We start from the raw sequence: 25,348 nt of genomic DNA on the forward strand, positions 1-25,348 counted from the left end.
AATCCAGGAATATCTCCGAGGAGACAGCCTGGATTGCTTCGTCGCAAGAGCTCCTCGCAATGACGGAGGAGAGAGCCTTGAGCTCAAATCCCCAGCATCATCTTCGCGATGATATCGCGCTGGATCTCCGAGGTGCCGCCGAAGATCGTGTAGGCGCGGCCGTTGAGATATTCCGGCATCACCGTCAGCATCTCCTCAGGGATCGCCGGCTCGTGATTGAGCTTGTAGAGCGGGCGCATCGGCTCGACGGCGAGGGCGTCGTGCCCGATCACGTCGGCGCCGAGCCGCGTCACAGCCTGGCGGATCTCGCTGTTGCGCAGCTTCAGGATCGACGACACCGCACCGGGATTTTGCCCGGTCTGCAGGGCCGAGAGCACGCGCAGCTCGGTCATCTCCAGCGCGTCGATGTCGACTTCGACCTCGGAGATGCGCGTCGCGATATCGGGGCTGTCGATGGCTCGGCCGGTGAGGTCGGACTCCGCGAGACCTGCGATCGCTTTCAAGCCCTCGCGCAGCTTGGCCGAGGCGATGCCGGAGCCGCGCTCGAACTCGAGCAGATATTTGCCGTAGGTCCAGCCCTTGCCTTCCTCGCCGACCCGGTTGGCCACGGGCACGCGCACGTCGTCGAAGAACACCTGGTTGACCTCGTGGTCGCCGCCGATGGTGAGAATGGGACGCGTGGTGATGCCGGGGATCTTCATGTCGATCAGGATGAAGCTGATGCCGTCTTGCTGCCGCGGCCCGTCGCTGGTGCGGACCAGCGCGAACATGCGGTTGGCGTGATGGGCATGCGTGGTCCAGATCTTGGTGCCGTTGATGATGTAGTCATCGCCGTCGCGCACGGCTCGCGTCTTCAATGACGACAGGTCGGAGCCGGAGCCCGGCTCGGAATAGCCCTGGCACCAATAATCCTCGCCGGAGAGAATCCGCGGCAGGTAGAAGTTCTTCTGTTCCGGCGAGCCGAAGCCGATGATGACGGGCCCGACCATCTTCACGCCCATCACGTTGACATTGGGCACGCCGGCCCTCGCGCATTCGGTCTCGAAGATCCAGCGCTGCGCCGGCGTCCAGTCCGGCCCGCCATGCTCGACCGGCCAGCCCGGCGCGCCCCAGCCCTGCCGGTGCAGCGCGCGCTGCCAGGCCATGCCGATATCAGGATCGGAGAACACCGACGGCGTCAGCGCGGTCGCGTGCTTCATCTCCTCGGTGAGGTTCTTGGCAATGAAGCCGCGCACCTCGTCCTGAAAGGCGCGTTCCTCGGCATTGAACGACAGATCCATGAGGCTCTCCCAGTGTCAGGCGGGCGCGGTGGTGCGGCCCAGCTCGGCATGGCGGGCATAATGGTGCGCGCTGCCGCCGAACAGCGTGTCGAAGGCGACGAGCCGCTTGAAATAGGCGCCGACCTCGAGCTCCTCGGTCACGCCCATGCCGCCATGGAGCTGGATCGACTGCTCGCCGACGAAGCGCGCGCATCTGCCGATCTTCGCCTTCGCGCCCGAGGCAGCCCGCGCGCGCTCGATTGGCGTGCTGTCGGCCTTGAGCGAAGCGCGCAGCGCCATCGAGCGGGATTCATCGACCTGCATCGCCATGTCGGCGAGGCGGTGGCGGATCACTTGGTTGGCGGAGAGCGGCCGGCCGAACTGCTTGCGGATCTTGGTGTATTCGAGCGTGGTGTCGAGCAGCGTCTGCATGATGCCGACGGCTTCCGCGCCGAGCGCAGCCATGGCGCGGTCGACGGCCCATTCGATCGCGGGCAGCGCGTTGTCGCCGTCGCCGAGCAAGGCGTCTGCAGGCAGATGCACGTCGCACAGCTCGATATTGCAGGCGCGCCCGCCGCCGAGCCGTGCATAGTCGGAGATCACAAGGCCGGGCACTGTGGCTGGCATCACGAACAGGCCGATCCGCCCCGAAGGGCCGCGGTGGTCATGCATCAGAGCGGAGACGATGATCTCGTCGGCAGCATGCCCGTCGAGCACGGCGATCTTGCTGCCGGACAGGCGCCAGCCTTGCGCCGTCGTGGTGGCGCTGGTTGCGACCTTGGCGAGATCGAACCGTGCCGCGCGCTCGGAATGCGCCAACGCGAGCTTCAGCGATCCGTCCGCGACCTTGGGCAGGCTCGCCTGCTTCTGCTCGGTAGTGCCGCATCGCTCGATCAGCGCGGCGCCCAGCACCACCGTCGCGACATAGGGCTCCGACACCAGTCCGCGGCCGAAGGCTTCCATCAGGATCCCGACATCGACCGCGCCGCCGCCGAGCCCGCCGAAGTCTTCGGGAAGCGGCAGCGCCAGCCAGCCGAGCTCGGCGAATTGCTTCCATACATCCGGGCTGAAGCCGAGCGGATCGTTCGCCATCTTGCGGCGGTGAGCGGCATCGTAGCTTTCGGCCACGAAGCGTTCTGCGCTTTCGCGCAGCAACTTTTGCTCGTCACTGAGATTGAGGTCCATATCGCTACTCCGCGGCCGTCGGCGGCTTGCGCACGGAGGGATGCAGGCCCGAGGGATCGACGATCATGCCGAACTCCTGGAGATTATGCGCGTGGCAGAGCTGATGCAGCGCAAAGGCCTGATCGATCGCGGCGGGTTGGCCCATGACGTCGACCGAGCGGTTGACGGCCTCCTTGGTCAGCTTCAGCGCGAAGGCCGGTTTTGTCGCGATCCGGCGCGCCAGCTCCAGCACGCGCGACGACAGCTCCGCGCGCGGCACGACTTGGTTGACCATGCCGAGCTGATGCGCCTCCTGCGCGCTCCAGCTGTCGGCGGTGAACAGGAACTCCTTGGCCTTGCGCGGCCCGAGCTCCCAGGGATGCACGAACCACTCGACGCCGCAGACGCCCATGGTCACGACGGGGTCGCAGAACTGCGCATCGTCGCTGGCGACGATGAGGTCGCAGGCCCAGGCGAGCATCAGGCCACCGGCGATGCACCTGCCGTGCACCTCGGCAATGGTCGGCTTGGCGAGGTTGCGCCAGCGCCGCGTGATCTGGAGATATATCTCCTGCTCGCGCGCAAAGCGGCCATGGGCATTGGGCTCGGCAAAGCCGCCCCAATTTCCGATCGGCGGAAAATCGGCGCCGGCTGCGTTCTTGCCGCCCGGGCGCAGGTCGTGGCCGGAGGAAAAATGCGGACCATTGCCGGCGAGGATGATGACCTTGACCGTATCGTCCTGCACCGCCGCGTCGAAGGCGGCGTTGAGGTCGTAGGTCATTTGCAGGTTCTGTGCGTTGCGCGCCTCGGGCCGGTTCATCACGACCCGGACGATGGCCGGCTCCGGCCGTTCCACGAGGATAGTCTCGAACGAGGACATCGCGTTCCCCCTGCCGTTTCCGCTTTTGTTTTGCCGGAGTTGACTATGTCGGCCTGCGATAGGCAAGAGGCTTGCGTCAGCCGGCTGCTTTCCTCGCGCGCGCAATCTGATAGTTTGCGCCGGATTCCACCGGGAGAAATTTGATGCGCAAGATTCTGACCGTGCTGGCCGCCCTGGCCTCGCTGAGCCTGACCAATTGCGGCTACAACGCGATCCAGAGCGAGGACGAGCAGATTAAGGCCAACTGGTCCGAGGTCGTGAACCAGTACCAGCGCCGCGCCGATCTCGTGCCCAACCTGGTCAATTCGGTGAAGGGCTTCGCGCAGCAGGAGAAGGACGTGCTGCTCGGCGTCACCAATGCGCGGGCCAAGGTCGGCAGCATCCAGGCAACGCCGGAGGTGCTGAACGATCCCGCCGCGTTCCAGAAATTCCAGGCTGCCCAGGGCGAGCTCTCCAGCGCATTGTCGCGCCTCTTGGTCGTCACCGAGAATTATCCGCAGCTCAAATCGGACGCCCTGTTCAAGGATCTGATGTCACAGCTCGAGGGCACCGAGAACCGCATCACCGTGGCCCGCAACCGCTACATCAAGGCGGTGCAGGACTACAACGTCACGATCCGCTCCTTCCCGAGCAACCTCACCGCGATGATGTTCGGCTACAAGGAGAAGCCGAACTTCTCGGTCGAGAACGAGAAAGCGATCTCGACCGCGCCGAAGGTGGACTTCAACCCGGCACCAGCGCCGTCGAAGTAAGCGCACGCCGTTTGCGAATGCGCTTTACCCCATCCACTGATGTCATTCCCCGCGGAGGCGGGGAATCCAGTACGCCGCGGCATCACAGTTCGAGCCCTGCGGCCGCTGGAATACTCGATCGCCCGCCTTCGCGGGCGATGACAGTGAGGGTGTGGCGCGCGCTCGTCGCCGTCGCACTCTTCTTCGTCTTCGTCATCCCCGCCCACGCCGACGTCGCCGTGCCGGAGCTCACCGGCCGTGTGGTCGATCAGACCGGCACGCTGTCGAACGCCGACGTCGCCACTCTTTCGCAAAAGCTGCGTGACTTCGAGAACCGCAAGGGCAGCCAGATCGCCGTCCTGATCGTGCCGACGACACAGCCGGAGACGATCGAGCAGTTCTCGATCCGCGTCGCCGAGGCCTGGAAACTCGGGCGCAAGAACATCGATGACGGCGCGATCCTCGTCGTCGCCAAGAACGACCGGCATTTGCGCATCGAGGTCGGCTACGGACTCGAAGGCGCGCTCACCGACGTCACCTCGCGGCGGATCATCGACGAGATCATCACGCCGAAATTCAGGACCGGCGATTTTGCCGGCGGCATCTCCGACGGCGTCGATCGCATGATCCGCGTGATCGACGGCGAGCCGCTGCCGGTTCCTTCACCGGCCGCCCACTTCGGAAGCCTGGACGATCTCGGGCCGCTCCTGATCGTGACGCTGTTCGCATCGATCGGGGTCGGGGGGGTCTTCCGGGCCATGCTGGGGCGACTGCTCGGATCATTGGCGACCGGCGGCATTGTCGCCGTGTTCGCCTGGTTCATTCTCGGCTCTTTTGCGTTTGCCATCGGTCTCGGTGTCCTCGGCTTCATTATCGGATTCATCGCCGATCTGTTTGCGGGGATGGGACCGAGCACGGGGTCGTCGCGCGGTGGAGGCTGGTCGAGCGGCTCCTCGGGAGGCGGCTGGAGTAGCGGCTCGTCGAGCGACAGCGGCAGCTTCAGCGGCGGCGGGGGCAGTTTCGGCGGCGGCGGCGCCTCGGGGAGCTGGTAGCGGTCATGAGCATCAAACGCGTTGCCCGACATCTCGTGCAGCATCATTGGCGGGCGAAACAGATTTTTCCGCAAGCCGTGCTCGATCGCATCGAGCAGGCGATCAAGCGGGGCGAAGCCACCCATTCCGGCCAGGTCCGCTTCGTGGTCGAAGGCGCGCTCGACGGTGCGCCGCTGTTCCGCAACCAGCCTGCACGCGCGCGCGCCCTGGACGTGTTCTCGCATCTGCGCATCTGGGACACCGAGCACAACAACGGCGTCCTCATCTATCTCCTGCTGGCCGACCGCGACGTCGAGATCGTGGCCGACCGTGGCATCGACTTGAAGGTCGGCGCGCAGGGCTGGGAGAACATCTGCCGCGCGATGGAGGCGGAGTTCAGATCAGGCCAGTTCGAGCGCGGCGTGATCGCCGGCATCGAGGCCGTCTCCCGCGAACTGGCCCGGCATTTCCCACCGCAGGGTTCGCATTCGAACGAGCTGCCGGATGCACCCGTGGTGATGTAACGACGTGAGCAATGCAGAGCCGGCGCTGCCCGCTTTCGTCATTGCGAGGAGCCCTTGCGACGGAGCAATCCAGGCTGCCTCCGCGGAGCAGCGCGCAGTGACGTTGTTGCAAGCAACGGGCTGCCGCAACGCAATGCGCCCCATTGCCGCTCCCCGCTGACAATTTGTTGCGCGGCGCCACACCGGTTCCATTTTCCCGGCCCAATTCGGCCCCGGACGAGTTCCTAAAATTTCGGTAAGCGGGTCCGGAGGTAAGGATTTCGCAAGCAATGAAAGTTACCAAAAGGTCAACCGAGACTGGAGTATTTGAGCCGTGAGCGAACCAATGCCCGTGCAGGCTGCCCAGGAGAACGACGCCGTCGACGCCGCCTCGACCGCGCCGCAGGCTGTCGCCGGGATCGAGGCCCCCTCGATTGCCCCCGACCATGAGGCGCCGCCGAAGCCTGACCCGGTCAAGGTCGAGCCGCCGAAGATCGAGGCCAAGGATGAGGCCAAGGATGAACCCAAGGCCGAGACCAAGCCCGAGCCGAAGCCCGGCAAGCTGATCGTGATGGCGCCCTCGGACCGTTCTTGGGACGGCTCTTGGGACCGCGAGGAGTTTGCCCCCCATGTGAAGGCGGAGGAGCCGCGCGAGACCGGCGGCAAGCGCCGCCTGTCGGCGATGGCCGCAGTGGTGGCGATTGCGGCCTGCGTCGGCGCGATCAGCGGCGCGCTCGCCACCGCCGGCGTGATGCGTTTCGCCGCCCCGGCGCAAGCGCCGGTGCAGGTCGCCGACACCAGCGCGCTGGATGCGTCGGTCGCTCGGATCGATGCCGATCTCGTCGCGCTGAAGGCCAATGTCGAGCATAGCTCGAAGACCGGCGTCAGCCAGGTCAACCGGACCAACGACCGCCTCGACAAGCTCGAGAAGGCCCAGGCCGAGCCGCTGGCCAAGATCGCCAAGCTGTCGGAGGCCGTCGACAAGCTGCGCGCCACGCCGCCGGCCGCGCCTGCCCAGGACGCAGCCGCCGTGCCCGCCAAGGAGACCACCGGCTCGATCGCACCGGCCCAGGTCGCGACCGCCGCAGCTGCTCCGGCTCCGGTTCCCGCCGCGCCCAAGACCGAAGTCGGCCGCCTGCCGACCATCGAAGGCTGGAGGCTGCGCAACGCCTCCAACGGCGCTGCGCTGATCGAGGGCCGCGACGGCCTCTACGAGGTCTATCCCGGAGATCCCATCCCGGGGGTCGGTCGCGTCGATGCGATCCGCCGCCAGGACGGCCGCTGGGTCGTCGTCACCAGCAAGGGCCTGATCGTCGGGCGCTGAGCTATTCGCCTTTCGAAAAGGCGCTTCACCACCGAGTGAGGCGCCTTTTTACTTGAATAGGCGTGCCTGCACGGTGTTACCTCAGGCATGAGCCGCGCGCTGCGAATTCTCATTGCTGTCGCCGCATTGATGGGCGGGATCGTTTCGCTTTCGGCGGCGGAGACCGCGCAGCTTTCGCGCGGCACGGCGATTACCGATCCCGATCTGTTGCGCCGGCTCGACCAGAGCGATGCGCTCAGCATCTCACGTTTGCTGTCGCCGGAGCGGAATGCCGATGGTCCACTCACGACGGACCTGATGTTCGCGTCGCTGCCGCAGCTCGCGCCAATTCCTCCCGCGATCGAGGCGGAGCTCGACCGCTATGTCTCGCGCTACAGGGAGACATATCCCGGCGAGACCATCGGCGTCGGCGAGGGCTTTGACGCGCAATTGTTCGATCGGGCCAATCTGACATCGCGCGACACGCGTTTCGTGCTGGTCGGCATCGTCAACCGCATGGACCGCGCCTATGTCTCGGAGGAGTCCTGCGGCGAGATCCGGCTGATCTACCGTCTCGCGCGATTCGACAGCAGACCGGACGGCAGCAAGACCGCAACGCGCCTGCCGATGACGCTCAACCTGGTGATGAAGGCGCGCGACGCGCGCCAGACGGATGCGAACGGCAAGCCGGTCAGTTGCGCCGAGATCGCGCGGCGCTGGCTCGACAATGGCGACTGGCAAGGCTTGATCGGCCGTCGCATCTCCCCTTACGACGCCATGCTCGACCGCATCGAGACCAACATCCAGGTCTCCATCGCGCCGAAATCGGCGCTGCATGATTTCCGCTCCGACTACCTGCTCAAGGTGTTCAAATACGACCCTGCCACCAAACGTTTCGAGGAATCGACGCTGGAGAACCAGATCGATCGCGACCGGATCCTTGCCGACGACGCGCTGCGCCGCGACTTCCGGGACTGGTTGCTCGCGCCCGAGAATTTGCGCGAGTTCGATCGCGGCACGGTGCTGATCCCGGAAAAATTCCTGGCCAAGGCCGCGGTGGTGCCGACGCCGGCCGGCCTCGATGCGTCGGCGCTGCAGCCGGAATTCGGCATGATGCAGGGCGAAGGAGACGGGGAAGGCAGGGGCGATCCCGTCTACTCCGACAACGACGTGGTCGGCGCGCTGAAGCGGGCGGCGGCGCGCGGCGTCGACATGCAGAACGTCCGCTCGGTCGCCGGCTTCCAGCGCCGTCTCAACGACGTCACCTGCGCCGGCTGTCACCAGACCCGCGGCATCGGCGGCTTCCATTTCCCGGGCGTCGACTGGTTCGCGGACAGTTCGTCGAACTCCTCCATCGTAGCGGCCTCGCCGCATTTCTTCGGCGACCAGCTCCGCCGCCGCGACATCCTGACCGCGTTCGCCGCGGGCAAACGCCCTGATTTCTCACGCGGATTTGCCAGCCGGCCGCAGACCCGCGGCAGCCGCGAACTCGCCGGCACCGAATATCAGGACGGCTGGGGCGCGCATTGTTCCTTGCAAAATCAGGGATCGGGAACGGCGGACAAGAGTTTTACGTCATGGAGCTGTGCTAAAGGTCTCACCTGTCAGGCTGCGGCAACCTCCAGCCGCATCGGCATGTGCTTCATCAAGACGCGTTAGCGCGTGATCCGGAAAAGTGTGTAGCGGTTTTCCGAAAAGATCACGCGCAAGATAAAGCCAACAAGCGATTTGGATGACCGATGACAGATACAGGCAATGCCAATAAGGCGCGCAATCGCGAGATTGCGCGCAATGAAGAAGCCAAGCAGGTCACCGGCAGCATCCGCGTCAGCACCTGGGCGGTCGCGGTGGTGGTGATCGTCGGCGGGATTTTGTTCACGCTGGGCTGGTTGGCGCTGCGATGATCTTCTTACCTCTTCCCCGCTCGACGGCTGTGTACGTGACTCGCCGCGCCCTTACCCCACAGCCCCCTTTGCCCGCAACTGCTTGATCGCCGCCTCGTCGTATCCCGCGCCGCGCAAGATCTCGTCACTGTGCTCGCCCACGCCGGGCGGCTTGCGCGGCTGGACCTTCTTGGTGCCGTCGATCCAGATCGGGCTGTTGATGGTCAGCATGGTGTCGTTCTCGAACGGCACCAGCACCTCGGAGTCGAGCATCTGCTTGTCGTTTGGGATGTCGTCGAGAATGCCGACAACGCCGAACACGAGGCCGTTGCCGTCCAGGATCTTGCGCCATTCGGCGAGATCCCTGGTGGCGAAGGTCTCGTCCAGGATCTTGATCAGCTCGACGGAGCGGGCATGCCTGTCGGCCTTGGTGGCGAAGCGAGGATCGTCGATCAGGTCCTCGCGGCCAAGGCAGCGCGCCAGCGTCGGAAACTGCTTCTCCTCGTTGAGCAGCGACAGGATCAGCCAGCGGCCGTCCTTGCACTGATAGTGGTTGGCGACCGCGTTCAGCGCGCGCTCGCGCGGGCGTCGCTCGCCGAACTTGGCGCCGCAGAGCTTGGCCTGTGCCAGCACGCTGGCGGCCCACACCCCGTTCGCCATCAGATTGGAGGCGACATGCGAGCCCTTGCCGGTCTTCTCGCGCTGATAGAGCGCGGTGACGATCGCGCCATAGAACGCCATGGCGCAGGGATGGTCACCCATGCCGGCGACCGAGCGGGCCGGGGTGGTGTCGATGTCGGCGCGGACGAGGTCCATCAGGCCGGAGCGCGCCCAATAGGCGTTGCTGTCGAAGCCGGGCTTGTTGGCCTCCTCGCCCTTCTCGCCATAGCCGGTGAAGGAGGCGTAGATCAGCCGGTCGTTGAGATGGGCGAGGTGGTCATAGGTGATGCCGAGCTTGGCGCGCACCGGCGGCGGCATGTTGGTGATGAAGACGTCGGCTTCCGCCACGAGCTTGTAGAGCACGGCCTGAGCCTCCGGCTTGGACAGGTCGAGCGCGATGCTCTTCTTGTTGCGGGCCTCGAGCAGCCAGGCGAAATTGTGCTCGCCTGAGGGATAGCCCGGCAGGTTTGGCAGATTGCGGTAGGGATCGCCGGCGCCCGGCGGCTCGATCTTGATGACGTCGGCGCCGAAATCCGACAGCACCGTCGCGGCCGCGGGCGCTGCGATGAAGCTCGCGCAGTCCAGAACCTTCAGGCCCGAGAAAATGCCTTTTTCCATCGCGGCGTTGCTCCCTCGCTGCTGTCGTTTCCCGCGCGCTGGAATTGGCGCGGGACTATCGTGGGAGCATTAGACCGATGTTTCCGAGGGATGCAACGGCGCCCGACGCAGGGCCTCACTCATCCCCCGCAAGCAATGCCGCATTGCCGCCGGCAGCAGCGGTGTTGATCGTCACCGTCTGCTCGGTCGCAAACCGCGCGAGGTAGTGCGGCCCGCCGGCCTTAGGGCCGGTGCCTGACAGGCCGTTGCCGCCGAACGGCTGCACGCCGACAACGGCGCCGATCATGTTGCGATTGACGTAGATGTTGCCGACCTGGACGCGGTCGATGATGGCCTCGATCGTGTCGTCGATGCGGGAATGAACACCAAGCGTGAGTCCGTAGCCGGTGCGCTCGATCGCGGCCAGCACGCGTTCGAGGTTTTCGGCGCGATAGCGCACCACATGCAGGATCGGGCCGAACACTTCCTCCGTGAGCTGGCCGGCCTCCTTGAGCTCGAAGATATGCGGCGCGACGAAGCATCCCTCCGGCGCGTGGCCTGCAAAGTGCAGCCGCGCCTCGCTCTTCATCCGCGCGATATGCGCGTCGAGCCGCTGCTTGGCGTCGTCATCGATCACTGGCCCGACATGCGTGGAGACATCCGCGGGATCGCCAATCCGGAGCTCGCGCGCCGCGCCCGCGATCATCTCGATCATGCGGTCGGCAACGTCCTCCTGCACGAACAGGAGCCGCAGCGCCGAGCACCGCTGGCCGGCGGAGCGGAACGCGGAGGTCACGACATCGTCGGCGACCTGCTCCGGCAGTGCGGTGGCATCCGCGATCAAGGCGTTGATGCCGCCGGTCTCCGCGATCAGCGGCACGATCGGCCCGTCCTTGGCAGCGAGCGTTCGGTTGATCTGGCGCGCCACTTCGGTCGAGCCCGTGAAGACGACCCCCGCGACATCCGCATGCGCGGTCAGCACGGCGCCGATGCGGCCGGCGCCGGTGACGAGATGCAGCGCGCTCCTGGGGACGCCGGCCTCGTGGAGCAGGGCCACGGCCTCGCGCGCGATGCGCGGCGTCTGCTCGGCGGGTTTTGCCACCACGCTGTTGCCGGCCATCAGCGCTGCCGAGACCTGTCCGAGGAAGATCGCCAGCGGAAAATTCCACGGCGAGATCGCGACGAACACGCCGCGGCCGCGCATGGCGAGCGCGTTGCTTTCGCCGGTCGGGCCCGGCATGGCGGCCTCGCTTCCGAAAAGCTTGCGGCCCTGCGCGGCATAGTAGCGGCAGAAATCGGCGGCCTCGCGCAATTCGGACAGCGCATCGTCGAGCGTCTTGCCGCCCTCGGCTTGCAAGAGCGCGATGAAATGCGCGCTGCGGCTCTCCAGCAGATGCGCGGCCTGCTCGAGTGCCGCCGCGCGCGTGGCCGCCGGCGTCCGGCTCCAGCCGGCGAATCCGGCGCGCGCAGCAATCACCGCCGCGTTGGCCTGGTCCGGCGTTGCGTCGGTAATGGGGCCGAGATCAGCCGCCTCGGCCCTGACGTCAGCGAGCAACTGGGCAAGTGCGGTACGCTCACCGAACTCCACGCCGCGCGAATTGCGCCGCTCCGGCGCAAAGAGATCGCCGGGCAGCGGAATCCTGGAATGCGCCGCCTGTTGCGGCTTCGCGATGGCATCGGCGGGACGCTGCAACAGCGCGGGCACCGGCACGCGGTAATCGGCCGCCTGCGCCACGAAGGACGAGTTGGCGCCGTTCTCCAGCAGCCGCCGCACCAGATAGGCGAGCAGGTCGCGATGGCTGCCGACCGGCGCATAGGTGCGATAGGCAATATTGGGATGATCCTTGGCGAGCTGCTCGTACAGCGCTTCGCCCATGCCGTGCAGGCGCTGGAACTCGAAGCCGCCGCTGGTCCCGGCAAGCTCCAGCACGGTCGCAACCGTCAGCGCGTTGTGGGTGGCAAATTGCGGGAAGATGCGCGGCCGCAACGCCAGCAGCTGCTTCGCGCAGGCGACATAGTTCAGATCCGTCACCGCCTTGCGCGTGAACACGGGATAGCCGTCGAGCCCGCGCTCCTGCGCGCGCTTGATCTCGGTGTCCCAATAGGCGCCCTTGACGAGGCGCACCATCAGCCTGCGATCATGCGCGCGGGCCAGCGCATCGACATAGTCGATCACCGCGCTCGCGCGCTTCTGATAGGCCTGGATCGCCAACCCGAACCCATCCCAGCCGGCAAGTGACGCATCGGCGAGCGTCGCCGCGATCACGTCGAGCGACAGCTCCAGCCGATCGGCCTCCTCGGCATCGACGGTGAAGTTGAGGTCATGCGCCTTGGCGCGCTGCACGAGGTCGAGCAGCAGCGGTACCAGCTCGGCCATCACGCGGTCGCGGCTGATCGCCTCGAAGCGCGGATGCAGCGCCGAAAGTTTGACCGAGATGCCCGGCCGGTCCGGGAGGGGATGGCTGCCGGCCGCCTTGCCGATGGTCTCGATCGCGCTGGCATAGGCGTCGAAATAACGCTTGGCGTCGGTGGCCGTGCGGGCGCCTTCGCCAAGCATATCGAAGGAATAGCGCGGCTTCTGGCCCGACCGCGGCTTCCCCCGCTCCAGCGCCTGCTCGATGGTCTCGCCGAGCACGAAATGATTGCCCATCAGCCGCATCGCCTGGCGCGTGGCGGTGCGCACGGCAGGCGCCCCGAGCCGCTTCACCAGACGGCCGATGGTGCCGTCCGGCGTCTCGCCGGGCTGGATCACCCGTGCCGACAGGCCGAGCGCCCAGGCCGAGGCGTTGACCAGGAACGCCGTGGACTTGGTCTCGTGATGGATGAAGTCGCCCTCGCCGAGCTTGTCCTCGATGAACTGGTCGGCGGTGCGCGCATCGGGCACGCGCAGCAGCGCCTCTGCCAGCACCATCAGAGCGAGGCCCTCCTTGGTCGAGAGCGCGAACTCCCGCAGCATGTCCTCGACCCCGCCCAGCCGGTCGTCGCGTTTGCGGATGGCCTCGATCAGCCGGGTCGCGGTGCGGTCGATCCGCGCCTCCTGCGGCGGGCTGAGCGGCGCGGCTGGCAAGAGCCGTGCGGCGATCTCGGCATCATCGGGCGCATAGGGCGCGGAGAAGGGCGGCGGAATGTTCGGCATGGCGTGTCCTGTGGTTGAAATCCAGGATAAGGCCCGCGTTACCGTAGTTCGATAGACAAGTTAGCAATATTGCCTTAGAAAATAAAGATTGTAACCAAGCTTGCCTCATAAGATATGGAACTGGATCGAATCGACCGGAAGATCCTCGCGATTTTGCAGGAGGATGGCCGCATTGCCAATGTCGAGCTCGCCGAGCGCATCGGGCTCTCGCCGACGTCGATCGGCGAGCGGCTGAAGCGCCTGCAGCGCGAGGGCTTCGTCGAAGGCTATGGCGCGCGGCTCAACCCGCACCGGCTTGGCCTTGGCCTCTTGGTGTTCGTCGAGGTGCTGCTGGACAAGACCACGCCCGACAATTTCGAGCGTTTCGCCCGTGCCGTGAAACTCGCGCCCGAGGTGCTGGAGTGTCACATGGTTGCCGGCGGCTTCGACTATCTTGTGAAGGCGCGGCTCGCCGACATGACCGCCTATCGACGCTTTCTCGGCGAGACCCTGCTGTCGATGCCGGGTGTGCGCGAGACGCGGACCTATGCGGTGATGGAGGAGATCAAGCGCGACGCACCGTTGCCGGTGGGCTGACGGAAATGCCGTCGCGATTGTCATTGCTGTGGCGTTGATACGCGGCCTTTGCAGGAAAAATAGCTATCCCTGTGCAATCGCAACGCCTGTCGTCGAATGCACTGGCCGTCTTCTGAAATTTTTTTGGCCCCGCTCCCGGATGGGTCCGGGAGGCAGCAAAGGCTGGCGCGGGCTTATACTTTGAGGTTCTCTGCGGAGGTCTTGCCCCGGTTTGCGATCTCTTCGTATTCCACCGTCTGTCCCTCGTTCAGCGTGGACAAACCGGCTTTCTGCACTGCCGAGATATGCACGAACACATCCTTGCCACCCGACGCAGGCTGGATAAATCCATAACCCTTCGTCGGGTTGAACCACTTGACCGTACCTTTAGCCATCACGACTTCTCCGCGGGTCTTCCTCCGAGATCTCGAACCGCCAGTCCCCGCCAACCGGCCGGTTCGGTCCTAACAGGATACGCGGAATGTGGCAGGCTTGGTAGCTCAAACCACATCGGCATTTCACCGAATTCGGCTCAACTTCGCAGCGATTTTACCGGATTTGCCCGTTTCGCGGTCAATTGACTGCGAGTGTCGTCCCCTCCGTCAATAAGTCGCGGCCAGGTAGTCGACGATCTTGCTGACATCGGCATCGTCGATCGGTGCGCCATAGACCTTGATCATCTTGGTCACCTCGGCCTGCCAGAAGGCCTTCTTGTCCTTCATCGCTGGCTGTGTGGCGATGTAGTCGGACGAATGGCAGGCGCTGCAATTGCCCTGCACGATCTCGAGATTGGGCCCGGGCTTGAAGGCGGCGACCTCGTCGGGGGTCTTGTAATTCATCGGCGCCGCAAGCGCCGCCCCTACCGCGGCAGCAAGGGCGAGGGGCACGGCGAGGAGAACGGTGCGCTGCATGATCATTCTCCCTTAGGCCACCGTCACGCGGACCGCTTCGACGACATTGCGTAGATAACCCGCCGGGTTCCATCGCGGCGTGTCGGGCTGGTTCTCACCGCCATTGCCGGTGGCGCGGACCTTCAGCTCGTGGCTGCCGGCCGCGAGCTTCACCGGCAGCTTCCATTCGCGGAACGCGTATTTGCCGAGATCCTTGCCGAGCTTGGCGCTGGCCCAGGTCTTGCCGCCGTCGGCGGAGACCTCGACTTGCTTGATGCCCTTGCCGCCGTCGAAGGCGATGCCGCGCAGGGTCGTGCGACCGGCCTTCAGCTTGGCGCCGTCGGGGATGTTGGTGATGAAGGAGCGGATCGTGAAGCGGTTGATCGGAATCGTCGCCTTCGGCGCGGTGCCGGGCTCGACCGCGTTGTTGGGCGTGTCGGGAATACGGTAGGCCGACTTCATCCAGAAGCCGTCATAGACGTTGTCGATGACCGTGATCTCGTTGAGGTGCTTGACCCAGTAGGTGCCGTAATAGCCAGGCACGATCACCCGCAACGGGAAGCCGTTGAGGAACGGCAGATCCTCGCCGTTCATGCCATAGGCCAGCATCACCTCGCCGTCGGCGGCATGATCGAGATCGAGCGCCTTGACGAAGTCGGGCGTCTTGTCGCTGACGGGGCCGTCCATGCCGTTGAAGGTGACCTGCCTGGCGCCGGCCTGCACGCCGGCCATCTCCAGCACCGCCTTCAACGGTACGCCGCGCCAGCGCGCACAGCCCATGGCGCCGTTGGCGAGCTGGCCGCCGGCGACGCGCGGTTCGAAGAAGCCGCGGCTGTTGCCGGAGCACTGATTGACGGCGACGATCTCGGTCGCCTTCATCTTCCTGATGTCCTTCAACGACAATGTCAGCGGCTTGTCGACCTTGCCCTTGACCTCGAGCGTGAACGTGTCGGGATCGAGATTGTAGGGCAGGTCGGAGAGGTGATAGCGCACGAAGAACGCATTGTTCGGCGTGATCGGGCCGTCGTTGAACACCGCAAATGGCGTTTCGAGCTGCGGCGGGCGGCTGGTCAGGCCGATCATCGGCCGCTTCTGCGGATATTTCACCAGCGGCCGCTCGCCATTGGCAAAGGGCAGGGTGAGGTTGTCGAGCGCCAGCGCTTTGGTGGAGTTCAGTGCGGCCGCCATGGCGGCAAGGCCCGCTCCTTTGAGCAGGTCGCGTCGATCGAACATGCTTTCTCCTCCCGGAGCTTTTCGTTGGACCGGCGGTCATCACCGCGATCCTGCGCTCATCTGTCGCAACGATCTGGATGAAGTCAATTCGTGCTTTCGCAGCGAGCCCATGCCGCTGCGTTGCAGCAGACCGGTGTTACGTTTTCTATGAGATTGAGCCCAAGCCTGTGGCCGAGGCGGTGGTGCACCTCTCCCGCTTGCGGGAGAGGTCGCGCCCCGGGGCGATGCGAAGCATCTTCCCGCACGCGGGTGAGGGTTCTATCCTCTAGGGGAATGTCCCATCGTAGAAGCACCTTGGCAGCAATCGAGCCCCGTCTGGCCCGGCCATCCTCAACAAATGCAGCTCAGACAGTCACGTTTCGCTCGCTGATGAGCTCCCTGAACGCCTGTGTGACGGGAAGGTGAAAGGGCAGGTCCGTATTGGTGTGGTGCCAAGAGAGTGCACAGCGTTTCTCGATAGAAACTCCAACTGTCGAATTGAGCGCGCCAAACCCGTCAATCGTGCCCATGACATCGATGATCTTCCCGTAGCGTGGGGGCATCGCGACCGCCGCCGACACCGTAATGATCCAGAACTTGTCCCCAGGAATGGGCTCTCCCGCCGGCTGCCGTTCCAACTCGTACAGGGCCTCCGAGATGACGAGGTTGCCTTTGGAGTGCCCCGCTATTGCGGAAAAGCTGAAGCGGCGATCGGAAAGCAACGCCATGACGGTTCGGGTATCCAGGCTGACCCGGCCGAGTTCAAGAGGTGAGACCGTCTCGTTGAGCACCTCGCGTCGGTTAAGGGCCCGGCTCATCTCGTCCAGGCTCTCGAACTGGTGGCGCAGACGGTTCAGGATGCCGAACCAGAACCAGCCACCCAGCGCCTCGGTGAGGAGATCCGCGAGTCCGTAACCGGACACTACGGCCGCGACCGTCACCCCGAATGCGTCCGCGACGTTGCGCGCGAAAGCCGCCGCCCCCAATGCTGAGCTCCCAACGCCGGCCACGGCGAGCACACGCACATCTGCACCGCCGGCGCTCGCGAAGTCCTCCACCGTATTGCAGAGGCAGAGCGAGCCCGCGCCGGCTGGCGGGACGATCAGGATTGCCCCTTCACGCGCCAGCCAGGGTGCCGTCTTGAGAGCCTCCTCGTGAGAGATCTTGCCGATGTCGTAGAAGAATCCGTCGAGAACCGCGTTTCTGCGGCGGAACGCCTCCAGGGTGGCCTCACGCAGGGGCGTCCGGGACTCAGCGATCTCCTGAAAGCTGTTGCGGCCAATTTGGGCTGTGGCAAGCGAACGTTGCGTCGATAGCATCACGAGGCTCCGGGTGCCGTTCCAGTCGCCGGTAGCTTAGCAAAAAGCCTGCCACCTGGGGTGGTATCGTCGCACCCTCTGAAGACGGTGGCCTGTTTCCACCTCCCGCCTTGCCGGTCTCTCCGACCTGACGCCCATACCCTTCCGACGCGACGAATGAGCCAGACGGACGAAAGTAAGAATGGGAGAAACATCGCTCGCTCTGGCGGACAGGTTCGGCGACATTGAAAGCGTCTTAGCAAGACCCGCCTCCGTACTTCACGCAAACTCCAGTATCCACCTCGTGCTTGGCTTACGCCCTACGCCGCGACGCGCGCGCCGTGATCAACCAGCGCGGCCAACTCCCTCGCATCCGCCACCACGCGCACGGCGAGCGGCTCGTCGCGGCCGCGGATGGCGACCTCCTGCTGCGGCAGAGCGTCGTCGGCAAGGCCCGCGCTGCGGCGGACTTCGTCCGAGACGACGGCCTCGCAGGCCAGTGTCTTGGTCATGTCCTGGAGGCGGGCGGCGACGTTGACGGCATCGCCGAGCGCGGTGAAGACGACGTGATCGCGATAGCCGATGTCGCCGATGATGACCTCGCCGCCGTGAATGCCGATGCCGAAGCGGATCGGCTGGCGCAGATCGTGGCTCAGCAGCTCGTTGAGCTTGTCGATATGCGTGGCAATGCCGGCGGCCGCCTTCAGCGCCTGCCGGCAGGCGGTTTGCGGATCGGCCGTGAGCCCGAACAGCGCCAGCATGCCGTCGCCGACGAACTGGTTGGGCTGGCCGCCGTTCTCGATCACCGCTTGCGACACCGCGCCGAGGAAGCGGTTGACGATGAAGACGGTGTCGAACGGCAGCCGCTTTTCCGCCAGCTGGGTCGAGCCGCGCATGTCGACGAACAGGCTGACGAGATAGCGCTCCTGGCCGATACTGGCCGATGTCGAGGCTCCGTCCGTTGCATGCGTGTGGGGCGTGAAGAGCTGGAAGAAGGAGAGGTCGGAGGTCGGCCGCAGTTGGCAGGCCAGCCGGATCGACGGATCGGCGCTGCCGACGCGGGTGAGCACGAAGGCCTCGCGCTGCGACGGTGTCGGCAGTACGTCATGATCGCCGATGACGCGGATGCGGCAGGTCGAGCAGCGGGCGCGGCCGCCGCAGACGCTGGCATGCGGGACGTTGTGGCGCAGGCTTGCTTCCAGCACGGACAAGCCCTTGGGGACACGCACCGTCTTGCCGTTGCCGTAGGACAGCGCGATCATGCCGCCGCGCCGTTCGCGCCAGGCCCGTACGCCGCGCGCCGCCAGCACCAGGGCGAGCAATCCGAAATAACCCACGGTGAGACCGCCCGCGACGCGGTCGAGCGTATTGTTTTCCGCGACCGTGCCGACCTGACGGCGGGTGAGATTTTGCGTCCGCCAGTCCCGATCGTCGCTCTCGATCTCGACGCTGCGGCCGCCCTGATAGATGCCGAGCAGGGACAGCGTCGGGATCAGCACGGCGGCTGCGAGCAGATAGGGCGCAGCGCGCGGGAAGAACGGCTTGAGGCGGAGCCAGAAATAAATCCCGATGCAGCCGTGCACCCAGGCGATGAGCAGCAGGATCGTCATCTGCCACAGCCGGCCCGGTGCCGCGACGAAGAACAGATAGAGCTCCTGCGGATAGAGCTTCTGATGATCGTACAGCGTGTAGCCGAGCCGCACCCCGATCACATGTCCCATGACCAGAACGGGGATGCTGAGGCCCAGCACCAGCTGGAGCGGCTCGATGGTCCGCCACCGGAACTGCCGGCGCTGGTACAGCGCGTAGACGCCGAGCCCCAAATGGGTGAGCGCGGCCGCGTAGAAGATGATCGAGACGGGAAGGAACTGCCAGAACAGTGTGTGGTAGTAGACGCCGGCCTCCATGGCCTCGACCGAGATGTTGCCGAGCGCATGGTTGAGGAAGTGGCTGACCACGTAGGCAAACAGGATGATGCCGCAAACGAGCCGCACCTGCCGCACGCCGGTGGCGCGGACGACGGACATCTGTATGGGAGCGGTGGCCATGATTCGATTGTATCAGCTCATGAAAGACAACAGCCAGCGTAGCCTTTAATTCCTGACGTGGACAGCACGCCGGATCACTTGCCCGGCAACCCGCACATTGACTCCCCCTCCCAAGTCGGGGAAAAGCGCCGCCGTGACGATCGCTCCCGACATCGCTGCAAGGCCGGACCGCGCCGAACGCCGTCTCATCGTTATCGCGCTGCTCGTCATCGCCGCGATGACCGTCCTGCGCATCGTCTACGCCTCCGCGATCGAGTTGCGCACCGACGAGGCCTATTACTGGACCTGGTCCAAGGAGAGCGCGCTCAGCTTCCTCGATCATCCGCCCGGCATTGCCTGGCTGATCCGCTTCGGCACCGCGATCTTCGGTGACACCCCGCTCGGTGTCCGCTTCGGCGGCATCGTGGCGATGCTGGTGACGCAGCTCCTGCTCGCCGACATCGTCCGCCGCCTCACGTGTGATGCGCGCGCCGTCTTGTTCGCAGTGCTGATGCCGGAGGCCGCGCTCTATTACGGCCTGCTGATGGCCAAGGTCGCGCCCGATGTCGCCATGATCCCATTTGCGGTGGCGATGATGTGGTCGCTGGTGCGGCTGGCGCAGGGCGGCGACGGCCGCTGGTGGCTGGCGGCCGGGCTGTTCGCGGGCCTTTCGATGCTGTCGAAACTCACCGCGATCATGTTCGCGCCTGCGGTTGCCGCCTTTCTGCTGGTGCCGGATTGGCGCTGGCGCTGGCTGCGCAGTCCTTATCCCTATCTCGCCGTGCTGGTCGCGATCGCGGTGTTCTCGCCGGTGCTGATCTGGAATGCGCAGCATGACTGGGCCTCGTTCCGCTTCCAGGGCGTACGCGCCACCGCCAATTACGGCATCTCGCTGCGCACGATCGGCGATTACATCGGCCTGCAATTCGGCTTGGTCGGTTTCGTCATGTTGCCGGTGGTGCTGTCGGGACTGGTGATGACGGCGTGGCGCGGCTATCGCACGCGCGAGCCGGTCGCGATCCTGCTCTCGACCGCGGTGCTGGTACCGTTTGTCTACTTCTTCTTCAAATCGCTGACGCTTCGTGTCGGCGACACCTGGCCGATGTTCATGTGGCCGGTCGGTTTTGCCGCCGCCGCCATCAACCTCTGGACGATGACGAAGGAGAGGTGGTCAGAGCGGATGATCAGATCGTCGCTGTTCTGGGCCAACACAGCGGTGGCCTCCGGCATCGCCTTCGTCGTCATCGTGTTCCTCTATTATGTCGCCGCGCCGTGGAATTTTCTAGGAAAGCTCGATCCGATCGGCGCCGAAGCCGGCTACGAGCAGGTTGCCGCGCGCGCGCAGACCGCACTCGACGACACCGGCGCGACCTGGATCGCAACCACGGACTACCGCACCTACGCCATGATGCGCTGGCTGTTCCGGGGCCGCGTACCCGTGATCGAGATCAACGAACGCGGCCGCTTCCAGGATTTCCGCGATCCCGGCATGGACAGGATCAGGGGCCGCGCCGGCATCTATGTCGGCCGCGAGCCGGACAACCGTTCGCCGCTGTGGGAGAACATCCCGGCCAAACGCGAGCAACTCGGCAGAGTCGAACGCAGCTGGCGCGGCCGCGTGATGGACACCTATGTGCTGGAAAAGCTCACCGGCTGGACCCCGGAGCTGTCACCGCCGAAGGACTCGCCGCTGTTTCAGTGGAAAGTGCTGGCGGGCGAATTCGAGAAACGGGAGCGCACAGCCAGCGCGACGCGCTCCTCTTTCCTTCTCCCCTTGTGGGAGAAGGTGGCGCGAAGCGCCGGATGAGGGGTATCGCTCCGCGGACACGACTGCGAGGGCTTACGTGCGGAGAGATACCCCTCACCCGTCTCGCCGCGTTGCGGCGAGCCACCCTCTCCCACAAGGGGAGAGGGTGAGTCGCACGACGCGCTACTCCTCGTCATCCTTCTTCCGCAGCAGATCCGTCGCGAGATCCGCCAGCTTCGGCGGCGGCAGCGCTGCGAATGGCAGCGGGCGTGTGACGTCGATCGCGGCCAGGCCCAGCCGCGCCGTCAACAAGCCGTTGAGCACGCCTTCGCCGAGCCGTTGTGACAGCTTCGCCGCGATGCCGTGGCCGAGCATCTGCTGCACCAGGCTGTCGCTCGCGGCCATGCCGCCGGTGATGGCGAGGTGAGCGATGACGTGGCGGAGCAGGCGGATCATGCCGAGCGCACCGGGGCGGCCGCCATAGAGATAGGCGAGCTGGCGGATCAGCCGCAGCGCGGCGACGAACACGAACAGCACGTCGATCGCCGCGCGTGGGCTCACTGCGGTGACGATCGAGACCTTTTGCGCGGCTGACGACACCAGCCGCCGCGCTTCCGCATCCAGCGGCGACATCAGCTCGCGCTCGGCGAGCCGGATCATGTCGGCGCCGTCGATGATCTCGCCGGCATGGCTCTCCAGCTTGGCGCGGGCGCGCGCGAGCTGCGGGTTCTGATGCGCAATGTCGAGGAGGTCCTGCACGATGACGCGGCTCTCCTTGCGATCGTCGCTGGCGAGCACCGCAGCCGCGCGCTGATGCAGCTTCTCGATGGTCGCAAGCCGCGCCAGACCGAACGCTTCGCGCCCGATCACCACCGCGAGCGCGAGCGCGGTGACGAATGCAAAGGCAAGACCGACGAAGCCGAGCGTTTCGCTGCGCGCAAACAGATCCTCGATCAGATGGACCACGCCGAGCCCGACCCCGAGCAGCGTCAGCCCGGCAAGACCCGACCAGAACAGCGTGCCCCAGGGAAAGCCACGCCGCGCCGGGCGCGCAGCTTGAACCGGCACCGGCAGCGTGGCCGGATCGGGCTCCGGCGTGATCTGGATCGTGGCGCGGCCGAGCCGGCTGATCTCGTCGGCCTCGGTGACGACGACACCGGGATCGTCGAGCCGGAACGTCGCCGGCCGCCGCTGCTGGGATCGCTCGGTCATGACAGCTTGTCTCCGATCAGGAACTGCAGGGCACGGTCGAGGCGGATGTGTGGCAGCGTCGGCTCTTCCGTGCCTTCGCGTTCGAGCTTCGGCGGGCGGAAGCGCAGGAAGCGGAAGTCGCTGTTCCCGGCGGCCTGCGTCGAAAGCCCCCGGAACGAATCCGTGCCGTTGAACAGCGGTTCAGGATCGAGCGGGAGATCGCCCGGGAATGTAGCGACCTCGGTGGTGCCGTCGAAGAACTCGCCGCCCGCGCTCTCGCCCGCGGCCGGTGTTCCCAGGATCGACGGCAGTTTGTCGCGGCCATGCGCGACCTGTGCCTCGCGCGTCGCGCGCACGGCGGCGAGCGCCACGACGTCGATCGCCGCGCCGGTGTTTTCCGCACGCGACACGGCGCGGATGACCGCACGGCGGAGCACGGCCTCGAGCCGGTCGTGGCTGGAATGGTGGAGATGATCCGCCTTGGTCGCCGCGAACAGGATGCGGTCGATGCGCGGCCGGAGCAGGCTGGAGAGCAAGGTGCTGCGACCGATGTTGAAACAGTCGAGAATGCCGGCAAGCGCGGCTTCGAGATCGTGCAGCGCCTCGGGGCCGGAGTTGAATGCGGCGAGCGCGTCGGCCAGCACGATCTGGCGATCGAGACGCGCGAAATGGTCACGGAAGAACGGCCGCACCACCATGTCCTTGTAGGCTTCGTAGCGGCGCACCATCATCGCCCACAGCGAGCCGTCCGGCGCCTGCCTGCCCGCGGGCACGTCAAGTGGCGCAAAGGTCAGTGCCGGCGTGTCGGCGAGATTGCCGGGCATCAGGAAGCGGCCGGGCGGCAACAGGCTCATCGCGAAGCGCTCGTCGCGGCAGGCGCGCAAATAATTGGTGAAGAGCTTGGCGGCCGTCAGCGTCGCCTGCTCGTCCTCGCGTGCTTCGGGTTTGAGCGTCGCCAGATGCGCGTGCCAGTCCGCGGCCAGATGCGCGCGCGGTGCTTCGCGTGACAGCGCGAGGCTTTCAGCCGACCATTGCTCATAGCTCTTCTGCAGCAGCGGCAGGTCCAGCAGCCATTCGCCGGGATAGTCGACGATGTCGAGCGTCAGCGTGCGGTCGGCGCCGTTCGGGCGCTGATAGTCGACGACGAGCCTGAGCTCGCTGATGTCGACGGTCGAGTTCGGCCAGCGACGCTCCTCGATCAGCGCGCGCAGATGGTTCTCATAGGCAAAACGCGGCACGGCATCGTCGGGCTGCGGCGCCAGATATGCCCGCGCGATCCGGCCCGAGGCATAGGCCTCGAACACCGGAAACCTGCCGCCACGGGTGAGGCCATGGATCAGCGCGGTGATGAACACCGTTTTGCCGGCGCGCGACAGGCCGGTGACCCCGAGCCGCACCGTCGGATTGAAGAAATGCTCGCCATAGTCGATCAGCGCCCGCGCCGACAGCCGCGCTTCTTCGACCATATCTTGGAAACTGAATGCCATATGAATGTTAACTGATCTCGGGCGGGCGGGATGTGTGACCGTTCACAAAAGTGGCAATTGCGTGAGGAAAATCAAGTTTCATACTTCCACCGCCTTTGTCGGCAAATCAGCGATTGAACGACGCGCCGATCCCAGAAGACCCATCGAAGAAGACCTTGTCTAGCGTCCAACGGATTGCCATGACCGTTTTCCAACTGAAGCAGCTTGCATCCACCTCCGTCCACGCTGCAGCCGACGCGATCGGCTGGAACTACGATCGCGCCGAGCTGATCGCTGACGGCATCATCCATGCGATCGGTGTCCTCTCCGGCATCATTGCCGCGACCGTGCTGGTGGTGTTGACGGCGATCTATGCCGACGCCACCGACATCGTCGGTGTCTCGATCTATGTCGCGGGCCTGATCTCGATGCTGGTGCTGTCGGCGACCTATAATCTCTGGCCGGTCTCACCGGCCAAATGGCTGCTGCGGCGGTTCGACCATTCGGCGATCTATCTGCTGATCGCGGCGACCTACACTCCGTTCATTCTGGAGGTGAAAGACAGCGTGTTCGCGCTGGTGCTGCTCGCGGGCGTCTGGTGCGTGGCGATCCTTGGTATCGTGCTGAAGCTGCTCTATCCCGGGCGGTTCGACCGGGTCTCGGTCGGCATCTACCTCGCGATGGGCTGGAGCGGCGTGATGCTCTATGGCCCTGTAGTCAGGGCGTTGCCTGCGCTGGTGCTCGGCTTCATCCTTGCCGGCGGGCTGCTCTACAGTTGCGGCGTGATCTTCCACGCCTGGCGGCGGCTGCGCTTCCAGAATGCGATCTGGCACGGCTTTGTCTTGGCCGGTGCGGCGTGCCATTATACCGCGGTGCTCGACCTCGTGTTGAGCTGAGCAAGCCGCGAAGCGGTATAAAGAGACGCGGTACAAACGGACCAAGACAAGGGGAGACGTCGCATGCAGGTGACCGGCAAGGTCGTGGTCGTCACGGGCGGTGCAAACGGCATCGGCAAGGCGCTGTGCGAGGCCTTTCACCATGCGGGCGCAGCCAAGGTCGTCGTCGCGGACATGGACGCCGCCAATGCGCGGGCGGTCGCCGCCGTGGTGAATGGGGCCGCCTTCAAATGCGACGTCGCGCAGGAAAAGGACATCGCCCACGTCATCGAGGAGACCGAGCGGCAGTTCGGCCCGATCGCGCTGTTCTGCTCCAATGCTGGCATCGGCGGCGGCTTTGATCCAATGTCGGTCAATGCCGGCGGCGCCTCGGATGAGCCTTGGCAGCGCAGCTGGGCGATCCACGTCATGGCGCACGTCTATGCCGCGCGGCATCTGATCCCGCGCATGAAGGCGCGCGGCGGTGGCTATTTCCTCAACACCATCTCGGCCGCGGGCCTGTTGTCGCAGGTCGGCAGCCCGGCCTATTCGACGACCAAGCATGCCGCGGTCGGCTTTGCCGAGAATCTCGCGATCTCGCACAAGGCCGACAACATCAAGGTCTCGATCCTCTGCCCGCAGGGCGTCGACACCAACATGCTGCGCTCGATCCCGAAGGGCCCGCAATCCGGCGACGGCGACCTCACGCCCGAGCAGGTCGCGAAAGACGTGCTCGCCGGTCTCGAGCAGGAAACGTTCCTGATCCTGCCGCATCCGCAAGTGCTCGGCTACATGCGCAAGAAGACCGAGAATTACGACCGCTGGATCGGCGGCATGGCCAAGATCCAGGCCAAGATGCGGGAGGAGTTCGGGAAGTGATCCCCACGCCTGACGCTGTCATGCTCCGCGAAAGCGGGGCATCCAGTACTCCGCGGCATAT

General features: G+C 65.4%; 22 protein-coding genes. 10 read left to right on the forward strand and 12 right to left on the reverse strand.

Translation table 11 applies throughout. From position 1 onward, the window contains the following. Positions 1-83 precede the first annotated feature (83 nt). Genes LPJ38_RS11480 through LPJ38_RS11490 form a run of 3 tightly spaced genes read right to left on the reverse strand, consistent with a single transcriptional unit; the run spans position 84 to position 3,303 of the window. Positions 84-1,280, reverse strand: a complete 1,197-nt coding sequence (locus LPJ38_RS11480) for an acyl-CoA dehydrogenase family protein (RefSeq protein WP_145632982.1) — start codon at positions 1,278-1,280, stop codon at positions 84-86. A 15-nt stretch (positions 1,281-1,295) separates the two neighbouring features. Further along, on the reverse strand, positions 1,296-2,444 hold the full coding sequence (locus LPJ38_RS11485; RefSeq protein WP_145632979.1) for an acyl-CoA dehydrogenase family protein: 1,149 nt from the start codon (positions 2,442-2,444) through the stop codon (positions 1,296-1,298). 4 nt (positions 2,445-2,448) lie between these two features. After that, positions 2,449-3,303, reverse strand: a complete 855-nt coding sequence (locus LPJ38_RS11490; RefSeq protein WP_145632976.1) for an enoyl-CoA hydratase — start codon at positions 3,301-3,303, stop codon at positions 2,449-2,451. Between the two features lie 143 nt (positions 3,304-3,446). Here LPJ38_RS11490 and LPJ38_RS11495 point away from each other — a divergent pair, with 143 nt between their 5' ends. The 6 genes from LPJ38_RS11495 (at position 3,447) to LPJ38_RS11520 (ending at position 8,775) form a co-directional block, all read left to right on the forward strand. Continuing rightward, complete coding sequence (locus LPJ38_RS11495) at positions 3,447-4,055, forward strand: LemA family protein (protein ID WP_008563456.1); 609 nt, start codon at positions 3,447-3,449, stop codon at positions 4,053-4,055. A gap of 137 nt (positions 4,056-4,192) precedes the next feature. Beyond that, positions 4,193-5,086 (forward strand): TPM domain-containing protein, encoded by an 894-nt coding sequence (locus tag LPJ38_RS11500; protein ID WP_167520448.1) that lies wholly within the window; start codon positions 4,193-4,195, stop codon positions 5,084-5,086. Positions 5,087-5,091: 5 nt separating this feature from the next. Further along, positions 5,092-5,589: a TPM domain-containing protein gene (locus LPJ38_RS11505; RefSeq protein ID WP_145632970.1), complete on the forward strand. Its 498-nt coding sequence runs from the start codon at positions 5,092-5,094 to the stop codon at positions 5,587-5,589. 325 nt (positions 5,590-5,914) lie between these two features. Then, complete coding sequence (locus tag LPJ38_RS11510) at positions 5,915-6,892, forward strand: hypothetical protein (RefSeq protein ID WP_167520463.1); 978 nt, start codon at positions 5,915-5,917, stop codon at positions 6,890-6,892. Positions 6,893-6,979: 87 nt separating this feature from the next. Next, on the forward strand, positions 6,980-8,530 hold the full coding sequence (locus LPJ38_RS11515) for a hypothetical protein (protein WP_145632964.1): 1,551 nt from the start codon (positions 6,980-6,982) through the stop codon (positions 8,528-8,530). An 80-nt stretch (positions 8,531-8,610) separates the two neighbouring features. Then, a complete protein-coding gene (locus LPJ38_RS11520; RefSeq protein WP_167520447.1) occupies positions 8,611-8,775 on the forward strand; it encodes a hypothetical protein in 165 nt (54 codons plus the stop codon). Between the two features lie 51 nt (positions 8,776-8,826). Here the strand turns inward: LPJ38_RS11520 and LPJ38_RS11525 are convergent, their stop codons facing one another. Then, on the reverse strand, positions 8,827-10,032 hold the full coding sequence (locus tag LPJ38_RS11525; RefSeq protein WP_145632962.1) for a CaiB/BaiF CoA transferase family protein: 1,206 nt from the start codon (positions 10,030-10,032) through the stop codon (positions 8,827-8,829). 115 nt (positions 10,033-10,147) lie between these two features. Next, positions 10,148-13,147, reverse strand: coding sequence for a bifunctional proline dehydrogenase/L-glutamate gamma-semialdehyde dehydrogenase PutA (putA, locus tag LPJ38_RS11530; protein ID WP_145632959.1), 3,000 nt, complete (start codon positions 13,145-13,147; stop codon positions 10,148-10,150). 114 nt (positions 13,148-13,261) lie between these two features. Here putA and LPJ38_RS11535 point away from each other — a divergent pair, with 114 nt between their 5' ends. After that, positions 13,262-13,723, forward strand: a complete 462-nt coding sequence (locus LPJ38_RS11535) for an Lrp/AsnC ligand binding domain-containing protein (protein WP_129274244.1) — start codon at positions 13,262-13,264, stop codon at positions 13,721-13,723. Between the two features lie 173 nt (positions 13,724-13,896). Here LPJ38_RS11535 and LPJ38_RS11540 read toward each other — a convergent pair whose 3' ends face one another. From LPJ38_RS11540 to LPJ38_RS11560, 5 genes are all read right to left on the reverse strand, one after another. Further along, positions 13,897-14,097, reverse strand: coding sequence for a cold-shock protein (locus LPJ38_RS11540; protein WP_008563500.1), 201 nt, complete (start codon positions 14,095-14,097; stop codon positions 13,897-13,899). A 207-nt stretch (positions 14,098-14,304) separates the two neighbouring features. Further along, on the reverse strand, positions 14,305-14,613 hold the full coding sequence (gene sorB / locus LPJ38_RS11545) for a SorB family sulfite dehydrogenase c-type cytochrome subunit (RefSeq protein ID WP_167520446.1): 309 nt from the start codon (positions 14,611-14,613) through the stop codon (positions 14,305-14,307). A 12-nt stretch (positions 14,614-14,625) separates the two neighbouring features. Beyond that, positions 14,626-15,825 (reverse strand): SorA family sulfite dehydrogenase catalytic subunit, encoded by a 1,200-nt coding sequence (gene sorA, locus LPJ38_RS11550; RefSeq protein WP_145632953.1) that lies wholly within the window; start codon positions 15,823-15,825, stop codon positions 14,626-14,628. Positions 15,826-16,169: 344 nt separating this feature from the next. Further along, positions 16,170-17,123, reverse strand: coding sequence for a hypothetical protein (locus LPJ38_RS11555; protein WP_145632950.1), 954 nt, complete (start codon positions 17,121-17,123; stop codon positions 16,170-16,172). A gap of 299 nt (positions 17,124-17,422) precedes the next feature. Continuing rightward, a complete protein-coding gene (locus LPJ38_RS11560; RefSeq protein ID WP_145632946.1) occupies positions 17,423-19,150 on the reverse strand; it encodes an adenylate/guanylate cyclase domain-containing protein in 1,728 nt (575 codons plus the stop codon). Between the two features lie 217 nt (positions 19,151-19,367). On the opposite strand from LPJ38_RS11560, the gene LPJ38_RS11565 reads away from it, so the two are divergent. Then, positions 19,368-20,936 carry a glycosyltransferase family 39 protein gene (locus LPJ38_RS11565; RefSeq protein WP_231088659.1) on the forward strand — a complete coding sequence of 523 codons (1,569 nt, stop codon included), beginning with the start codon at positions 19,368-19,370 and terminating at the stop codon, positions 20,934-20,936. Between the two features lie 123 nt (positions 20,937-21,059). Here LPJ38_RS11565 and LPJ38_RS11570 read toward each other — a convergent pair whose 3' ends face one another. Beyond that, on the reverse strand, positions 21,060-22,088 hold the full coding sequence (locus tag LPJ38_RS11570; RefSeq protein ID WP_145632937.1) for a YcjF family protein: 1,029 nt from the start codon (positions 22,086-22,088) through the stop codon (positions 21,060-21,062). Further along, complete coding sequence (locus tag LPJ38_RS11575; RefSeq protein ID WP_145632934.1) at positions 22,085-23,554, reverse strand: YcjX family GTP-binding protein; 1,470 nt, start codon at positions 23,552-23,554, stop codon at positions 22,085-22,087. The genes LPJ38_RS11570 and LPJ38_RS11575 overlap by 4 nt, the downstream gene beginning before the upstream one ends. A gap of 179 nt (positions 23,555-23,733) precedes the next feature. Between LPJ38_RS11575 and trhA the strand changes: the two genes are divergently transcribed. Next, positions 23,734-24,429, forward strand: coding sequence for a PAQR family membrane homeostasis protein TrhA (gene trhA, locus LPJ38_RS11580; protein WP_145632932.1), 696 nt, complete (start codon positions 23,734-23,736; stop codon positions 24,427-24,429). A 63-nt stretch (positions 24,430-24,492) separates the two neighbouring features. Further along, positions 24,493-25,287, forward strand: coding sequence for an SDR family oxidoreductase (locus LPJ38_RS11585; RefSeq protein ID WP_145632929.1), 795 nt, complete (start codon positions 24,493-24,495; stop codon positions 25,285-25,287). Positions 25,288-25,348 lie beyond the last annotated feature (61 nt).

Origin of the sequence: Bradyrhizobium daqingense (genome assembly GCF_021044685.1) — a bacterium.
In the GTDB taxonomy this organism is placed as follows: domain Bacteria; phylum Pseudomonadota; class Alphaproteobacteria; order Rhizobiales; family Xanthobacteraceae; genus Bradyrhizobium; species Bradyrhizobium daqingense.

Coding starts and splice junctions, on each gene's coding strand:
- LPJ38_RS11505 (WP_145632970.1), top strand. CDS start 5,092: ATGAGCATCAAACGCGTTGCCCGACATCTCGTGCAGCATCATTGGCGG.
- LPJ38_RS11495 (WP_008563456.1), top strand. CDS start 3,447: ATGCGCAAGATTCTGACCGTGCTGGCCGCCCTGGCCTCGCTGAGCCTG.
- LPJ38_RS11520 (WP_167520447.1), top strand. CDS start 8,611: ATGACAGATACAGGCAATGCCAATAAGGCGCGCAATCGCGAGATTGCG.
- LPJ38_RS11560 (WP_145632946.1), bottom strand. CDS start 19,150: ATGGCCACCGCTCCCATACAGATGTCCGTCGTCCGCGCCACCGGCGTG.
- sorA (WP_145632953.1), bottom strand. CDS start 15,825: ATGTTCGATCGACGCGACCTGCTCAAAGGAGCGGGCCTTGCCGCCATG.
- LPJ38_RS11500 (WP_167520448.1), top strand. CDS start 4,193: ATGACAGTGAGGGTGTGGCGCGCGCTCGTCGCCGTCGCACTCTTCTTC.
- LPJ38_RS11540 (WP_008563500.1), bottom strand. CDS start 14,097: ATGGCTAAAGGTACGGTCAAGTGGTTCAACCCGACGAAGGGTTATGGA.
- trhA (WP_145632932.1), top strand. CDS start 23,734: ATGACCGTTTTCCAACTGAAGCAGCTTGCATCCACCTCCGTCCACGCT.
- LPJ38_RS11515 (WP_145632964.1), top strand. CDS start 6,980: ATGAGCCGCGCGCTGCGAATTCTCATTGCTGTCGCCGCATTGATGGGC.
- LPJ38_RS11565 (WP_231088659.1), top strand. CDS start 19,368: ATGACCGTCCTGCGCATCGTCTACGCCTCCGCGATCGAGTTGCGCACC.
- putA (WP_145632959.1), bottom strand. CDS start 13,147: ATGCCGAACATTCCGCCGCCCTTCTCCGCGCCCTATGCGCCCGATGAT.
- LPJ38_RS11490 (WP_145632976.1), bottom strand. CDS start 3,303: ATGTCCTCGTTCGAGACTATCCTCGTGGAACGGCCGGAGCCGGCCATC.
- LPJ38_RS11480 (WP_145632982.1), bottom strand. CDS start 1,280: ATGGATCTGTCGTTCAATGCCGAGGAACGCGCCTTTCAGGACGAGGTG.
- sorB (WP_167520446.1), bottom strand. CDS start 14,613: ATGCAGCGCACCGTTCTCCTCGCCGTGCCCCTCGCCCTTGCTGCCGCG.
- LPJ38_RS11570 (WP_145632937.1), bottom strand. CDS start 22,088: ATGACCGAGCGATCCCAGCAGCGGCGGCCGGCGACGTTCCGGCTCGAC.
- LPJ38_RS11535 (WP_129274244.1), top strand. CDS start 13,262: ATGGAACTGGATCGAATCGACCGGAAGATCCTCGCGATTTTGCAGGAG.
- LPJ38_RS11575 (WP_145632934.1), bottom strand. CDS start 23,554: ATGGCATTCAGTTTCCAAGATATGGTCGAAGAAGCGCGGCTGTCGGCG.
- LPJ38_RS11510 (WP_167520463.1), top strand. CDS start 5,915: ATGCCCGTGCAGGCTGCCCAGGAGAACGACGCCGTCGACGCCGCCTCG.
- LPJ38_RS11485 (WP_145632979.1), bottom strand. CDS start 2,444: ATGGACCTCAATCTCAGTGACGAGCAAAAGTTGCTGCGCGAAAGCGCA.
- LPJ38_RS11585 (WP_145632929.1), top strand. CDS start 24,493: ATGCAGGTGACCGGCAAGGTCGTGGTCGTCACGGGCGGTGCAAACGGC.
- LPJ38_RS11525 (WP_145632962.1), bottom strand. CDS start 10,032: ATGGAAAAAGGCATTTTCTCGGGCCTGAAGGTTCTGGACTGCGCGAGC.
- LPJ38_RS11555 (WP_145632950.1), bottom strand. CDS start 17,123: ATGCTATCGACGCAACGTTCGCTTGCCACAGCCCAAATTGGCCGCAAC.